General features: G+C 47.4%; 11 protein-coding genes and 5 tRNA genes. 1 reads left to right on the forward strand and 15 read right to left on the reverse strand.

What is annotated here, in order from left to right:
• Positions 1 to 10: 10 nt before the first annotated feature.
• The 14 genes from rpoC to lgt form a co-directional block, all read right to left on the reverse strand.
• Entirely contained in the window at positions 11 to 4231 is a 4221-nt protein-coding gene (rpoC, locus tag Q0V82_RS07385; RefSeq protein ID WP_297574169.1) for a DNA-directed RNA polymerase subunit beta', read from the reverse strand.
• A gap of 78 nt (positions 4232 to 4309) precedes the next feature.
• Positions 4310 to 8482 carry a DNA-directed RNA polymerase subunit beta gene (gene rpoB / locus Q0V82_RS07390; RefSeq protein WP_297574198.1) on the reverse strand — a complete coding sequence of 1391 codons (4173 nt, stop codon included), beginning with the start codon at positions 8480 to 8482 and terminating at the stop codon, positions 4310 to 4312.
• A 200-nt stretch (positions 8483 to 8682) separates the two neighbouring features.
• Positions 8683 to 9054: a 50S ribosomal protein L7/L12 gene (gene rplL, locus Q0V82_RS07395; protein ID WP_297574171.1), complete on the reverse strand. Its 372-nt coding sequence runs from the start codon at positions 9052 to 9054 to the stop codon at positions 8683 to 8685.
• Positions 9055 to 9111: 57 nt separating this feature from the next.
• Entirely contained in the window at positions 9112 to 9669 is a 558-nt protein-coding gene (gene rplJ / locus Q0V82_RS07400) for a 50S ribosomal protein L10 (protein WP_297574174.1), read from the reverse strand.
• Positions 9670 to 9905: 236 nt separating this feature from the next.
• Entirely contained in the window at positions 9906 to 10601 is a 696-nt protein-coding gene (gene rplA / locus Q0V82_RS07405) for a 50S ribosomal protein L1 (RefSeq protein ID WP_297574177.1), read from the reverse strand.
• Complete coding sequence (gene rplK / locus Q0V82_RS07410) at positions 10602 to 11033, reverse strand: 50S ribosomal protein L11 (protein ID WP_173532459.1); 432 nt, start codon at positions 11031 to 11033, stop codon at positions 10602 to 10604.
• An 85-nt stretch (positions 11034 to 11118) separates the two neighbouring features.
• Entirely contained in the window at positions 11119 to 11652 is a 534-nt protein-coding gene (gene nusG / locus Q0V82_RS07415; RefSeq protein WP_297574181.1) for a transcription termination/antitermination protein NusG, read from the reverse strand.
• Between the two features lie 14 nt (positions 11653 to 11666).
• A complete protein-coding gene (gene secE / locus Q0V82_RS07420; protein WP_297574183.1) occupies positions 11667 to 12023 on the reverse strand; it encodes a preprotein translocase subunit SecE in 357 nt (118 codons plus the stop codon).
• 64 nt (positions 12024 to 12087) lie between these two features.
• Positions 12088 to 12163, reverse strand: a tRNA-Trp gene (locus Q0V82_RS07425).
• 47 nt (positions 12164 to 12210) lie between these two features.
• A complete protein-coding gene (gene tuf, locus Q0V82_RS07430) occupies positions 12211 to 13401 on the reverse strand; it encodes an elongation factor Tu (RefSeq protein WP_297574186.1) in 1191 nt (396 codons plus the stop codon).
• 51 nt (positions 13402 to 13452) lie between these two features.
• Positions 13453 to 13527 (reverse strand) — tRNA-Thr (locus Q0V82_RS07435).
• Positions 13528 to 13534: 7 nt separating this feature from the next.
• Positions 13535 to 13608 (reverse strand) — tRNA-Gly (locus tag Q0V82_RS07440).
• A 47-nt stretch (positions 13609 to 13655) separates the two neighbouring features.
• A tRNA-Tyr gene (locus Q0V82_RS07445) sits at positions 13656 to 13741 on the reverse strand.
• A 126-nt stretch (positions 13742 to 13867) separates the two neighbouring features.
• The gene (lgt, locus tag Q0V82_RS07450) at positions 13868 to 14665 is read right to left on the reverse strand and encodes a prolipoprotein diacylglyceryl transferase (RefSeq protein WP_297574189.1); all 798 of its coding nucleotides are present in this window, start codon (positions 14663 to 14665) and stop codon (positions 13868 to 13870) included.
• Between the two features lie 182 nt (positions 14666 to 14847).
• Here lgt and ilvD point away from each other — a divergent pair, with 182 nt between their 5' ends.
• The gene (gene ilvD / locus Q0V82_RS07455) at positions 14848 to 16707 is read left to right on the forward strand and encodes a dihydroxy-acid dehydratase (protein ID WP_297574191.1); all 1860 of its coding nucleotides are present in this window, start codon (positions 14848 to 14850) and stop codon (positions 16705 to 16707) included.
• 174 nt (positions 16708 to 16881) lie between these two features.
• Here the strand turns inward: ilvD and Q0V82_RS07460 are convergent.
• Positions 16882 to 16957, reverse strand: a tRNA-Phe gene (locus Q0V82_RS07460).
• Between the last annotated feature and the right edge of the window lie 112 nt (positions 16958 to 17069).

Here is a 17069-nt window from a genome sequence, read left to right on the forward strand (position 1 = left end):
ATCTCAGCAATTACTCAGAAATATTTCCAATTTCAGCGATAACTTCAGCGGCTGCTTCAGCAAAAGGCGCCAAACTTTCAGCTTTTGCTAGTTGACGCTTCCGGTTTTTATGATATGCCAGACCCGTTCCTGCTGGAATCAAACGACCTACAATCACATTTTCTTTCAAGCCACGTAAATCATCTACTTTACCCATAATGGCGGCTTCAGTCAGAACACGTGTAGTCTCTTGGAACGATGCCGCAGAAATGAAGGAGTCTGTTGATAATGAAGCCTTAGTAATACCTAAGAGAATATTATCAAACTTAGCCAACTCTTTACCTTCTTCTGCTAGCTTATCATTCATGATCAGAACTTCAGCACGCTCTACTTGCTCACCCAAGATGAAGTTTGAACCACCCTGATCCGAGATCACAACACGGCGAAGCATTTGGCGAACAATCACTTCAATGTGCTTATCGTTAATCTTCACGCCCTGCAAGCGATAAACCTCTTGCACTTCTTGAACGATATAACGAGCCAGTGCCTCAATCCCTTGCAAGCGCAAGATGTCATGTGGATCAATTGGACCATCCACAATCACTTCACCCTGACTAACTACTTGACCATCATGCACCATGACATGCTTGTCTTTCGAAATCAGGTACTCATGTGGAACACCATCCAAATCCGTCAAGACTAGACGTTGCTTACCCTTTGTATCTTTACCAAAACTTGCAGTTCCGGTAATTTCAGCCAACATACCAGCATCTTTTGGCGAGCGAGCTTCAAACAACTCGGCTACACGTGGCAGACCACCGGTAATATCGCGCGTTTTAGCCGATTCTTGTGGAATACGGGCAAGTACATCACCCACACCCACTTGCTGACCATCCTTCACTGTAATGATAGAGCCGACTTGGAATGAAATAGTTACTGGCGAATCAGTACCCGCCAATTTCATTTCTTGGCCATTCTCATCCAGCAACTTAACTAATGGGCGAACACCTTTTGCTGCCGTTACTTTTGCTTTAGAGGCGATAACCACCAATGTTGACAAGCCAGTTACTTCGTCGACTTGTTTAACAACCGTCATACCTTCTTCGACATTCTCAAATCGGACAATACCTGAATACTCGGTAATAATTGGACGAGTATGCGGATCCCACGTACCCAGAACCGCACCCGCTTTGATCATGTCGTCAGCTTTAACTGCCAACGTTGCACCGTATGGAATCTTATGGGTTTCACGCTCACGACCCACATCATCCAAAATCAACAGTTCTGCTGAACGGGCGATCACTATGAGTTCATTTTTCGCATTCGTCACATAACGCATATTGGCGCTAAAGGCCATTCTACCGTTAGACTTCGCTTCAACTTGACTAGCTGCTGCAGCTCGAGATGCTGCACCACCAATATGGAAGGTACGCATCGTCAACTGAGTTCCAGGCTCGCCAATTGACTGTGCCGCAATAACACCAACCGCTTCACCCGCATTGACGATCTGACCACGACCCAAGTCACGGCCGTAACACTTAGCGCACAAGCCATAACGTGTATCGCAAGACAGCGGCGTGCGAACAATTACTTCGTCGATATTTCGCGCTTCGATTTCATCAACCGAATCTTCATCGAGCAAGTACCCCACTTCAAAAATGGTTTCTTGCGTTGATGGATCAACGACGTCTCTAACGACGATACGACCCAGAATACGATCACGCAAAGCTTCAACAACGTCACCACCCTGAACAACGGCTTTCATTGCTACGCCGTTCTTCGTGCCGCAATCATCTTCAGTCACCACCAAATCTTGCGTTACATCGACTAGACGACGCGTCAAGTAACCCGAGTTAGCCGTTTTCAATGCCGTATCAGCCAAACCTTTACGTGCACCGTGTGTCGAAATAAAGTACTGCAGAACAGTCAGGCCTTCACGGAAATTGGTCGTAATTGGCGTTTCGATAATCGAGCCATCGGGCTTGGCCATCAAACCACGCATACCTGCCAACTGACGAATCTGGGCTGGCGAACCACGGGCACCTGAGTCAGCCATCATGTAAATAGAATTAAACGACTCTTGCTCGTCTTTATTACCATTGGCGTCATAAACGGTTTCTTTTGCCAATTGATCCATCATCGCCTTCGCGATTTGATCACCAGCACGACCCCAAATATCGACAACCTTGTTGTAGCGTTCGCCATTCGTAACCAGACCCGAGCTATATTGTTGCTCGATCTCTTTTACTTCAGCTTGTGCGGCAGCCAACAACGGTACTTTATTCGCCGGAACCAACATATCATCAACGCAAATCGAAATACCACCGCGTGTTGAGTATGAGAATCCGGTGTACATCAATTGATCGGCAAAAATAACAGTTTCTTTCAAGCCACAACGACGGAAAGAAGCATTAATCAGCTTACCAATTTCTTTTTTCTTCAATGACTTATCGATATGCGAGAAGGCAAGGCCTTTAGGCAAAATCTCAGACAAAATTGCACGACCCACCGTTGTATCACGACGGACCATCTTGCTTTCCCAGTCGCCCAAATCATTGCGGAACCATTCTTTCAAACGAATAGAAACGCGAGTCTGTAGGGTAACCTCTTTACTCTGATAAGCACGCAAAGCCTCAGACACGTCAGCAAGAATCGTCAAACGTTGGCCATCCTCATTGAGGCGCTCACCTTTGGCGTATTTCGCTTCACGCGTCATGTAATACAGGCCCAACACGATATCTTGCGAAGGAACAATAATTGGCTCGCCATTAGCTGGGGCCAAGACATTATTTGACGCCAGCATCAATGTACGTGCTTCCATCTGCGCCTCAAGCGACAATGGAACGTGAACCGCCATTTGGTCACCGTCAAAGTCGGCATTGAATGCCGCGCAGACAAGTGGATGTAATTGAATGGCTTTACCTTCAATCAGGGTCGGTTCAAACGCTTGAATACCCAAACGGTGCAATGTAGGCGCACGATTCAATAGTACTGGATGTTCGCGGATAACATCTTCCAAGATATCCCAAACAACAGGCTCTTGGCTTTCAACCATCTTCTTCGCTGCTTTAATCGTCGTTGCCAACCCCATCACTTCCAACTTATGGAAAATGAATGGTTTAAACAATTCTAACGCCATCAATTTTGGCAAGCCGCATTGATGTAAACGCAAAGTAGGACCAACAGTAATTACCGAACGACCTGAGTAATCGACACGTTTACCCAACAAGTTCTGACGGAAACGACCGCCCTTACCTTTGATCATATCTGCAAGCGATTTCAATGGACGCTTATTCGCACCAGTCATCGCTTTACCGCGACGGCCGTTATCGAGCAAAGAGTCCACAGCTTCTTGCAACATACGCTTTTCGTTACGAACAATAATTTCCGGAGCACGTAATTCAAGCAGGCGCTTCAAACGGTTATTACGGTTAATAACGCGGCGATACAAATCATTCAGATCAGAAGTCGCAAAACGGCCGCCATCCAATGGAACCAATGGACGTAATTCAGGAGGTAATACTGGCAACACCTCCATAATCATCCACTCTGGCTTGATACCTGAGCGATCAAACGCTTCTAGGACTTTCAAACGTTTAGCGATTTTCTTGATTTTAGTTTCAGAACCGGTGCTATCGAGCTCAGCGCGCAAATTGCTAATTTCTTGGTCTACGTCCATAGACTTTAGCAATTCACGTACAGCCTCAGCGCCCATCAAGGCGACAAACTCGTCACCGTATTCTTCAACTTTGGTAAAGTAATCTTCTTCTGTCAGTAGCTGACCACGCGTTAACGGTGTCATGCCTGGCTCAACGACAATAAATGCCTCAAAATACAATACGCGCTCGATATCGCGCAAAGCAATATCAAGTACCATACCCAAACGACTTGGGAGCGACTTCAAGAACCAAATATGAGCAACAGGCGAAGCGAGGTCGATATGACCCATCCGCTCACGACGCACTTTAGATAAAGTAACTTCTACACCGCATTTTTCACAAATTACGCCACGGTGCTTCAAACGTTTGTATTTACCACACAAGCATTCATAATCTTTAATCGGCCCGAAAATACGAGCACAAAATAAACCATCACGCTCAGGCTTGAACGTACGATAGTTAATCGTTTCTGGCTTTTTCACTTCGCCGAAAGACCAAGAACGGATTTTTTCTGGCGATGCTAAGCCAATTTTAATCGCGTCAAATTCTTCGTCCTGCGCGACTTGCTTGAATAGTTCGAGTAAGCCTTTCATTCCAATATTCTCCAGTGAGGGCGAGTAGTTAGGTGTGAGGCGACCATTAAATAGTCACCTCCCCACACCTCACACAGATCAGTAGGTTTCCAGATCGATGTCGATACCGAGCGAACGGATTTCCTTGACCAATACATTGAACGACTCTGGCATGCCAGCATCAATACGGTGATCACCCTTCACAATGTTTTCGTAAACTTTAGTACGGCCATTCACATCATCTGACTTCACAGTCAACATTTCTTGCAAGGTGTACGCTGCGCCGTATGCTTCTAAGGCCCAAACCTCCATCTCACCAAAACGCTGGCCACCAAACTGGGCTTTACCACCCAATGGCTGCTGAGTCACAAGCGAGTATGGTCCGGTTGAACGCGCATGCATCTTGTCATCAACCAAATGATGTAATTTCAAGTAATGCATCACACCAACAGTGACTTTACGCTCGAATGGCTCACCCGTACGACCGTCATACAACTGCATTTGTGTCTTGCTTGAGTTGAAATCCAATTGCTGAGTACGTGCATCGTCATCAGGGTATGCTAATTCAAGCATTTCTTGAATTTCAGATTCATCAGCACCGTCAAACACTGGACTTGCAAAAGTCATACCTGTGCGCAAACCACGCGCCAATGTCATGATTTCAACATCACTCAAATCACTAATGTCTTCGGCCTTGCCTTTCGACTGATAAATCTTATCTAAGATTTCACGAATTTCAGCAACATTCCGTTGTTCACGTAACATCGCATCAATACGTTGACCAATACCCTTTGCTGCCCAACCCAAATGAACCTCAAGAATCTGACCGATATTCATCCGTGATGGAACACCCAATGGATTCAAGACAATATCAACAGTTGAGCCATCTGCCATGTGTGGCAAGTCTTCAACTGGCAAAATCTTAGAAACCACACCCTTGTTACCGTGACGGCCGGCCATTTTATCGCCAGGCTGTAAGCGACGTTTTACCGCCACATACACCTTAACCATCTTGATAACACCAGGTGGTAACTCATCACCTTGCGTCAACTTACGTTTTTTATCTTCAAAACGTAACTCAAACTCTTGCTTCATTTGAGCAATCAAATCTTTCATTGCTTCAAGTTGACGTGCCGCTTCTTCTTCAGCCAAACGAATATCAAACCAGTCGTGCTTAGAAGTTTGATCCGCCAAGTATTCCGAAGTGATTGCGGTACCTTTAGCTAAGCGCTTAGGGCCGCCGTTTGCAAGCTTACCAACGATCATCCGTTCGATACGCTCGAACAAGTCATCATTAACAATACGCAATTGGTCATTCAAATCTTGACGATAACGGCGCAACTGCTCGTCAATAATGGCTTGCGCACGTTTATCGCGCTCAATCCCCTCGCGGGTAAATACTTGAACGTCAATGACTGTTCCGACCATGCCTGATGGCACGCGCAGACTAGTATCTTTAACGTCAGATGCTTTTTCACCAAAGATGGCGCGCAGTAGTTTCTCTTCAGGAGTCAGCTGAGTTTCGCCCTTAGGCGTTACTTTACCAACAAGAACGTCACCTGCTTCCACTTCAGCACCAATGTAAACTACGCCAGCTTCATCCAAACGGCCAAGCATACGCTCTGACAAGTTTGAAATATCACGGGTAATTTCTTCTGGACCAAGCTTGGTATCACGTGCCATCACGTTCAACTCTTCGATGTGAATCGAAGTGTAACGATCATCAGCAATCACTTTTTCGGAGATCAAAATTGAATCTTCGAAGTTATAACCGTTCCAAGGCATGAAAGCGATGGTCATATTTTGACCCAAAGCTAACTCACCCAAGTCAGTCGATGCACCATCAGCAACGACATCACCCTTCTCAATCCGATCACCTTTAACAACGATAGGACGTTGGTTGGTATTGGTATTTTGATTCGAACGAGTGAATTTAACCAAGTTGTAAATATCTACACCGGTTTCGCCAGCAATCGTTTCGCTATCATTCACGCGAACCACAACACGAGTTGCATCAACGAAATCAACCACACCGCCACGCAGCGCAGTGACTGCAGTACCCGAGTCTGTTGCACATGTACGTTCAATACCCGTACCGACCATTGGCTTCTCAGCACGCAAGCAAGGTACCGCTTGACGTTGCATGTTGGCACCCATCAATGCACGGTTGGCGTCATCGTGTTCCAAGAATGGAATCAATGAAGCCGCAACAGAAACAATCTGGCTAGGCGCAACGTCCATGTATTGCACGCGATCTGGCGTAGCAACAATAGTCTCGCCCGCTTCACGACAAGTAACCAATTCATCAGTCAGTTTGCTATCGCTATCTAATCCGGCATTCGCCTGTGCAATAACATACTTACCTTCTTGAATCGCCGATAGGTATTCAATTTCAAGCGTAGCTTGACCATTGATTACTTTACGATAAGGTGTTTCCAAGAAACCATATTCATTGGTACGAGCATAGCAAGACAATGAATTGATCAAACCAATGTTTGGACCTTCCGGCGTTTCAATCGGACAAACACGACCATAATGCGTTGGATGTACGTCACGAACTTCAAAACCCGCACGCTCACGTGTCAAACCACCTGGACCAAGCGCCGAAACACGGCGTTTGTGGGTAATTTCAGACAGTGGGTTCGTTTGATCCATAAACTGCGACAATTGTGACGAACCAAAGAATTCTTTCACCGCAGCCGATACTGGCTTCGCGTTGATCAAATCATGTGGCATCAAATTGTCTGACTCTGCTTGCGACAAACGCTCTTTAACAGCACGTTCAACGCGAACCAACCCTGCACGGAATTGATTTTCAGCCAACTCACCCACTGAACGAACACGACGGTTGCCCAAGTGGTCGATATCATCGACTTCACCACGGCTATTGCGTAACTCAAGCAAGATCCCAATAACCGCAACAATGTCTTCTGTCGACAAGATGCCTGGACCAGTAATGCCTTTCTTGCCAGCACGCTCATAGAAACGGCGCTGCCAGCCTGGAGCTTTCTCTTCCAAACGATCTGGATATGCACGGCTATTGAACTTCATGCGACCGACAGCAGAAAGATCATAACGATCTTCATTAAAGAACAAACCTTTGAACAAGGCCTGAACCGCATCTTCTGTTGGTGGCTCACCAGGACGCATCATGCGATAAATCGCGACGCGTGCCTGCCATTCGTCCATGGTTTCATCGGTACGCAAGGTAGCCGACATAAAGCCGCCTTGGTCCAAATCGTTGATGTACAAAGTCTTAATTTCTTTGACTTCATTGCTATCTAACTTAACCAACAAATCTTCAGTGATTTCATCATTGGCTTTAGCAACAAGCTCACCTGTTTCAGGGCTAATTACAGCCGTCGATAACATGCGGCCATACATATAATCCAGTGGAACTGGAATACGTGTCATGCCAGAGTTAGTAATGTCGCGAATCGTTTTTGCCGTAATACGCTTATCTTTTTGCGCCAATACACGACCATCATCAGCAATAATATCGAACTTAGCAACTTCACCACGTAGACGATCAGGAACTAATTCCCAGAACACGCCATCATCAGTGAGATAGAAGGTATCTGTATCGAAGAATTCAGCCAAGATCTGTTCAGCCGTATACCCTAATGCTTTAAGCAAAATAGAGACTGGCATTTTACGACGGCGGTCAATACGGAAGAACAACAAATCTTTCGGATCAAATTCAAAATCAAGCCATGAGCCACGATAAGGAATTACGCGCGCCGAGAACAATAACTTACCTGAGCTGTGGGTTTTACCCTTGTCATGCTCAAAGAACACGCCCGGAGAGCGATGTAGCTGAGAAACAATTACACGTTCAGTGCCATTGATCACGAATGAACCACTACGTGTCATTAGCGGGATTTCACCGAAGTAAACATCCTGTTCTTTAACTTCTTTCACAGTCGGCTTTGCTGCGTCGCGATCCATAATGACCAGACGAACACGAGCACGCAACGGCGCAGCAAAAGTAATGCCACGTTGTTGACATTCGATTACATCGAATGCGGGCTCACCCAATGAATAATGCACAAATTCTAAACGTGCATACTCATTATGGGAAACGATCGGGAAAATCGAGTTAAACGCAGCCTGCAAACCAATTTCACGGCGGGCCTCTGTTGGCACGCCTAGTTGCAGATATTCGGTATAAGAGTCGATCTGAGTAGCCAGCAGAAACGGCACTTCGAGGACACTCGCCCGTTTCGCAAAACTTTTGCGAATACGTTTTTTCTCAGTGAACGAGTATTTCATACTCATAAACTCTCCATGGGGTTGGGCGCAATGGACAAACCGCAAAACGCCCGCTTACGGTTGTGAGCGGTTTCTGGTTTGCCAGCTGCAAATTATAATTTACCAACAACTCAAGTAGCTGTAAGTAAGCTCGCAGTATACAAACGCAAAAGGGCAGGCGGATTCCTCCGCCTGCCTGCACTACATTACTTCAAGAACAATTACTTAACTTCAGCAGTAGCGCCGGCTTCGATCAATTTCTTAGCGATTGCATCAGCATCAGCCTTAGATACAGCTTCTTTAACTGCTTTAGGTGCGCCATCAACTAAGTCTTTAGCTTCTTTCAAACCTAAACCTGTTACTTCACGAACAACTTTAATCACGCCAACTTTCTGAGCGCCAACGCCAGTCAAGATAACGTCAAATTCAGTTTGTTCTTCAGCAACAGCTGCGCCAGCACCGGCTGGACCAGCAACTGCCATAGCAGCAGCAGAAACGCCAAATTTTTCTTCGAATGCCTTAACGAGGTCATTCAATTCCATAACAGTCAAAGCACCTACTGCTTCAAGGATGTCTTCTTTAGTAACAGCCATTTCTAGTACTCCTGAAAATCTTGTCAGATTAAATCAAATTCAAAATTGGTATAAAGCTTAGGCAGCGTCTGCTGGCGCTTCAGTAGCTGCAACTTCAGCAACTGGAGCTTCTTCAGCAGGAGCAGCATCTTCAGCTTTCTTAGCAGCCAAAGCGCCAAGACCACGAGCAAACGCAGAAACTGGAGCTTGCATAACACCCAACAACATCGAGAGCAATTCATCACGGCTCGGGATAGTAGCGAGTTGGGCAACTTCAGCAACAGTTAATACTTTGCCTTCGTACGAACCAGCAATTACCTTAATCTTCTCATCTTTCTTTGAGAAGTTTTGGATAACTTTAGCTGCAGCAACTGCGTCTTCAGAAATCGCGTAAACCAGCGGGCCTGACATTTGGTCAGCCAAGCCAGCAAACGGAGTTCCTTCAACAGCACGACGCGCCAAGGTGTTTTTCAAAACACGCAAGAACACGCCAGACTCACGCGCTTGTTTGCGCAATGCAGTCATGCTAGCAACCCCGATTCCACGGTATTCAGCGATAACGATGGTTTGAGCATTTGCAACTACTGCTGCAATCTCAGCCACGACCGCTTTTTTGTCGTCAAGATTCAGACTCAAGGTCAACCTCCATTAGTTAAGTTCAGCGCGAATAATCGCGCCACCCAATCAAACGGCGACCAATATTCAGGAGACTTGTATCAACTTAAATTGTTGATGAGAAGCCTGCATTGGGCACACCGTCTGCGTAGGCTAGCGTTTGGGCGCTGTGATTAAGCTAAATCGATGATTTAGCGCCTACGGTCTTTGACATTTTACTGCGAGGCATCGAAATACCCTGCAGCAACCCAAAGTCTTTATGCTAGTACAGAAGTAGTGTCAACGCGAACGCCTACACCCATTGTGCTAGAAACTGCGATTTTCTTGAAATACACGCCCTTAGCGTTTACTGGTTTTGCTTTTTGCAAAGCATCGGCCAAAGCAGCTAAGTTAGTTTGCAAATCAGCGGCGGCAAAAGAAGCCCGACCGATTGTTGCGTGTACGATACCACCCTTGTCAGTACGATATTGAACTTGACCGGCTTTAGCGTTTTTAACCGCTTCAGCAACGTTCGGAGTTACGGTACCTACTTTTGGATTTGGCATCAGACCACGAGGGCCCAAAATTTGACCCAATTGACCAACGATACGCATTGCATCTGGTGATGCAATAACAACGTCAAAGTCCATTACGCCAGCTTTAATTTGTTCAGCTAAATCTTCAAAACCAACGATATCGGCACCAGCAGCCTTAGCCAACTCAACGTTTGCACCTTGTGTGAACACGGCAACGCGAACTGATTTACCAGTACCTTTAGGCAATACAACAGCGCCACGAACTACTTGGTCTGATTTACGTGCATCAATACCAAGATTGAACGAAACGTCGATAGATTCGTTAAATTTAGCAGTTGCCGCAGCTTGTACCAAAGCAATTGCATCAGCAACTGGGTACAATTTATTGCGATCTACAGTAGCGTTCAAAGCCGCTAGACGTTTAGAAACCTTAGCCATTTACACGCCCTCCACGGTGATACCGATTGAACGTGCTGAACCAGCAAGAATACGTACTGAAGCGTCCATATCGGCACCAGTCAAATCTGCTTGCTTAGTTTTAGCGATTTCTTCCAACTGAGCACGAGTCACAACGCCGACTTTGTCGGTATGTGGCTTAGCTGAGCCTTTAGTGATACCCGCAGCTTTTTTCAACAAAATTGTTGCTGGTGGTGATTTCATCACGAAAGTGAATGATTTATCCGCATACGCAGTAATCACAACAGGAATTGGCAAACCTGGCTCAACGCCTTGGGTTGCAGCGTTAAACGCTTTACAAAATTCCATGATATTCAAACCGCGCTGACCCAATGCCGGACCGATAGGTGGCGATGGATTTGCTTTACCAGCGGGCACTTGCAGCTTTACATAGCCGACAATTTTTTTAGCCACGATACAACTCCTAAAAGCGGGTCAAACGCTAGCAATAGCTAGCTCCCCAATGAAAAACGCATTAACTGCGTAAAACCAATTCAGATCAGACTTTTTCGACCTGAGAAAACTCTAAATCAACGGGTGTTGCACGACCAAAAATCATCACCGACACTTTCAGACGACTCTTATCGTAATCCACATCTTCAACTGTCGCATTAAAATCAGCAAATGGGCCTTCAGTAACACGCAAGGATTCACCAACTTCAAACAACACTTTTGGACGCGGCTTCTCAACACCTTCTTGCACTTGCTGCATCATGCGCTCTACTTCTTTCGCAGGAATTGGCATTGGCTTAGTACCACTACCGCCGATAAAACCAGTCACTTTAGGTGTACTTTTCACCAAGTGCCAACTATCGTCGGTCATATCCATTTCAACAAAAACATACCCTGGGTAAAATTTACGCTCAGTCAGCGTTTTTTTCCCATTTTTAATTTCCATCACCTCTTCGACAGGGACCAACACCTCACCAAACAAGTGCGCCATATCCAAGCGATCAATTTTTTCTTTTAATGCTTTCTGTACGCTTTTTTCAAAGCCAGAATACGCATGAACCACATACCAGCGCATACCCATATCGAACCCTCCGTTTATTGACCGCGACCGAGCACGACATCGTAAAACAACCAAGCGAGACCTGAGTCAACCGCCCACATAAACAGAGCCAATACACCGACAAATAAGAAAACCACAGCAGTTACTTGCCATGTTTCTTTTTTACTTGGCCAAACTACTTTCTGAGCTTCTTTAACTGAATCACGAGCGTAATCAACAAAAGTGCGACCTAATGTAGTAAACCACATTACCGCACCTGCAGCTACCACACCTACCGCGACGCACAAAGACCCCAAAAAGGATTGACCCGCTGGAACCATATAAAAACCCGCAACACCCAACAACACGAGGGCCAGGGCAGCTACTACTTTTAGTCGTTCTATGCTTTGCATTGCTTTATCGGCGACCCATAAAACAGAGCCGCTCCTATGAAGGAACGGCTCCGTTGATATATTGTGGCAGGCGAGGGGGGTCTCGAACCCACAACCCCCGGTTTTGGAGACCGGTACTCTACCAATTGAGCTACTCGCCTACGGAGAGGGCATAACTATAACAACGTTAAACCCTTTTTGCAACCTATTATTGAACTACTGTTGCAACAACACCAGCGCCAACTGTACGACCACCTTCGCGAATCGCGAAACGCAAACCTTGTTCCATCGCTACTGGGCAGATCAAGGTCACAGTGATCGATACATTATCACCAGGCATTACCATTTCTGTACCTTCTGGCAATTCAATCGCGCCAGTTACATCAGTCGTACGGAAGTAGAACTGTGGACGGTAATTGCTAAAGAATGGCGTATGACGACCACCTTCATCTTTAGACAATACATAGATCTCAGCAGTAAACTTAGTGTGCGGCGTGATCGAACCTGGCTTAGCCAATACTTGACCGCGCTGAACATCTTCACGCTTAGTACCACGAAGCAAGGCACCAATGTTGTCACCCGCTTGACCTTGGTCAAGCAATTTACGGAACATCTCAACACCAGTACAAGTCGTCTTAACTGTTGGCACAATACCAACGATCTCGATCTCTTCACCCACTTTAACAATGCCGCGCTCAACACGACCAGTCACAACAGTACCGCGACCAGAAATAGAGAACACATCTTCAACTGGCATCAAGAATGCACCGTCGATTGCACGTTCTGGCTCAGGAATGTAAGTATCCAAAGCATCTGCCAAGCGTAAAATTGCTGGCTCGCCGTATTCTGATTGGTCACCTTCCAGTGCCAGACGAGCAGAACCAGTAATAACCGGAGTGTCATCGCCAGGGAAATCGTATTTGTTCAACAAATCACGAATTTCCATTTCAACCAACTCAAGCAACTCAGCATCATCAACTAAATCAGCTTTGTTCATGAATACGATGATGTATGGAACACCAACCTGACGAGACAATAAGATGTGCTCGCGGGTTTGTGGCATAGGACCATCAGCAGCAGAAACCACCAAAACTGCGCCATCCATCTGCGCCGCACCGGTAATCATGTTTTTCACATAATCCGCGTGACCTGGGCAGTCAACGTGTGCGTAATGACGTTTTTCTGTTTCGTATTCAACGTGCGCAGTATTAATAGTAATACCGCGTGCTTTTTCTTCTGGCGCACTATCAATTGAAGCGTAGTCTTTAACGATACCGCCAAATTTTCTACATAAAACAGTAGTAATTGCAGCTGTCAGCGTTGTTTTACCATGATCCACGTGACCAATCGTACCCACGTTAACGTGAGGCTTAGTCCGTGCAAACTTTTCCTTAGCCATCGCTTATTCCTTTTTCGAGATCTTGAAATAAATTAATAACTGACAATTGACTGGAGCCGATGATGAGAATTGAACTCATGGCCTCTCCCTTACCAAGGGAGTGCTCTACCCCTGAGCTACATCGGCAATAAACTGGAGCGGGTGAAGGGAATCGAACCCTCGTCGTAAGCTTGGAAGGCTTCTGCTCTACCATTGAGCTACACCCGCGTTACTTAATAACTGATTCGTTCTCTAAACTTTAACATGCTCTTAAGTGGTGGCGGGGGAAGGATTCGAACCTTCGAAGGCTGAGCCGCCGGATTTACAGTCCGGACCCGTTGACCGCTAGGGTAACCCCGCCACTTAGAGAGCCCGCATTATGACTACGAGCCCCCAAGCCGTCAAACATTTTTGATGAAAATAATTGTACAAATCACAAAAAACCAACTAAGAGCCTAATTTAATTAAGAAAATCATCACACTTAAATCAAAGCGTTTTGTTTCGTTTTGTTGCCCACACAAATAAAATCACCCCCAATACGATCATTGGCAAGCACAGCAACTGGCCCATACTTAAATTCATTGCCAATAAGCCCAAGAAATCATCAGGTTGGCGAGCATATTCGGCAATAAAGCGGAACACCCCATAACCCATCAAAAATAACGCCGATGTTTGGCCAACGGCGCGTGGCTTGGCCGAGAACCACCACAACACAATAAACAACAACACCCCTTCTAAAGCGAATTGATATAACTGCGACGGATGACGCGGCAATCCATCGTGCGCTTGTGGAAAAATCATCGCCAATGGCATCGCGGCGTCCGTCACACGGCCCCACAACTCACCATTGATAAAGTTGCCGATTCGACCTGCCGCCAAACCCAAAGGCACCAGCGGCGCAATAAAATCGGTCACCTGGAAAAAATCTCGATTGGTTTTTCGGCCAAACAGCGCCATAGCAACCAACACACCCAAAAAGCCGCCATGAAATGCCATCCCCCCTTCCCAGACTTTGAGGATATCCAGTGGATTGGCCAAATAAAATGCCGGCTTATAAAACAATACATAGCCCAGACGCCCACCCAAAATCACTCCGAGTACGCCGTAAAACAGCAAGTCATCCATCTCTGAAGTTTGCCAACCCGGTGGATTGCCACGTCGAATTCGCCAACGCCCCAACATGACAAACAACACAAAGCCAATCAGATACATCAAGCCATACCAGTGAACACCAACTGGCCCGAGACTAATCGCCACTGGATCAAACTGCGGATGAACAAACATAATAAAATTTCGCCTTAACGCCAGAAAAGTAGCCGCCGATTATACCGCCTCACCAACAACTTCAATCACCTTTTCATGCCGCGCCCAATTACTCAGAGCAAAGCCCCTTACTTCGAAAACCTAGGCTGGCTTTTTTTCGATACAATCGGCCACGTGTTTTGAATTTTGCCCAAGGAATCGACATGCCCACTTATCGCTCTCGCACCACCACCCACGGCCGCAATATGGCCGGCGCCCGCGCCCTCTGGCGCGCCACTGGCATGAAAGATGGTGATTTTGACAAACCCATCATTGCCATCGCCAACTCGTTCACCCAGTTTGTTCCTGGGCACGTTCATTTACACAATATGGGCCAATTGGTCGCACGCGAAATCGAAAAAGCCGGTGGCGTCGCCAAAGAATTCAACACCATCGCCGTTGACGATGGCATCGCCATGGGCCACGGCGGTATGCTGTACAGCCTACCGAGCCGCGATTTAATTGCCGATTCAGTCGAATACATGGTCAATGCACACTGCGCCGATGCGATTGTCTGCATTTCCAACTGCGACAAAATCACCCCCGGTATGCTGATGGCAGCACTGCGCCTCAATATTCCAGTGATTTTCGTTTCTGGCGGCCCAATGGAAGCGGGCAAGGTGGATTGGAAAGGCACAGTACGTAAACTCGACCTCGTTGACGCAATGGTCGAAGCCGCAGACGACAAAGTCAGCGACGAAGAAGTGGCCGCCATCGAGCGCAGCGCCTGCCCGACCTGCGGCTCTTGCTCAGGCATGTTTACCGCCAACTCGATGAACTGCCTCACCGAAGCACTCGGCCTGTCATTACCGGGCAACGGCTCGATGCTGGCCACGCACGGCGACCGTAAGCAGCTATTCCTACAAGCGGGCCGCACCATTGTTGAACTGGCCAAACGTTATTACGAGCAAGGCGACGAATCGGCCCTGCCGCGCTCAATCGCCACGCGCGAAGCATTTGAAAACGCCATGAGTCTAGACGTTGCCATGGGCGGCTCAACCAATACCGTACTGCATTTGCTCGCCGCCGCCTCAGAAGCTGGCGTTGACTTCAAAATGGCCGACATCGACCATATTTCGCGCCGCGTACCTTGCCTAGCCAAAGTCGCACCAGCAACACAAAAATACCATATGGAAGACGTGCACCGCGCTGGTGGGGTATTCGCGCTACTCGCCGAATTATCACGCGCCGGACTGATTCATCGCGACGTACCAACAGTGCACGCCAAAACCCTCGGCGAAGGCTTAGATCAATGGGATATTGTCAAAAATGGCCCAGATAGCTTGGCGCACTTATTTTACCGCGCGGCACCTGGCGGGGTCGCCACGACGATTGCATTTAGCCAATCGATGCGCTACCCCGACCTCGACCTTGACCGCGAAGGCGGCTGCATCCGCAACAAAGAACACGCTTACTCACAAGACGGCGGCATTGCCGTGTTGTACGGCAATATCGCCGAGCGCGGCTGCATCGTCAAAACCGCGGGTGTTGATGACTCGATCCTAAAATTCACTGGTCGCGCCCGTGTCTTTGAATCACAAGACGACGCCGTCGCCAGCATTTTGGCCGACGAAGTGGTTGCGGGTGATGTCGTGATTATTCGCTACGAAGGCCCTAAAGGCGGCCCAGGCATGCAAGAAATGCTGTACCCAACGTCGTACCTCAAGTCAAAAGGTCTCGGCAAAGAGTGCGCACTTCTAACTGACGGACGCTTCTCTGGCGGCACTTCCGGCCTATCGATTGGCCACGCCAGCCCAGAGGCCGCCGAAGGTGGTGCGATTGGCTTGGTGGAAGAAGGCGACACCATTGAAATCGACATTCCAAACCGCACCATCAACCTAAAAATTGACGCCGCCGCACTGGATGCCCGCCGCGCCGCAATGAACGCACGCGGCAAGCTAGCTTGGAAACCGGTGTCGCGTCAACGCGTGGTCAGCCCAGCATTACGCGCCTACGCGGCAATGACTACCAGCGCCGACACTGGCGCAGTGCGTGATGTTAGCCAAGTTGAACGCCAAGACTAAATCGTTTACGGTTTAAATGACAAAAAGGCAGCGCACGCTGCCTTTTTTATTATCAACAGGGTATTAACCCGCACGACTTACGCAGCAACAGCTGGCGAAATATACCCCAGAAAAACAAAAAACCCGCTCAGCTTGCGCTAGCGGGTTTTTGCTTCGGATTGAATACCGAAATACTGGTGGCTCGTCTCGGAATCGAACCAAGGACACGCGGATTTTCAATCCGCTGCTCTACCAACTGAGCTAACGAGCCATGCTTGACTAAGCATTTGAAAAAGGGCCTAGCTTACAGCTAAACCCTTGAATTCCTTGGTGGCTCGTCTCGGAATCGAACCAAGGACACGCGGATTTTCAATCCGCTGCTC

It is taken from the genome of uncultured Deefgea sp. (genome assembly GCF_947072475.1).
Lineage (GTDB): Bacteria > Pseudomonadota > Gammaproteobacteria > Burkholderiales > Chitinibacteraceae > Deefgea.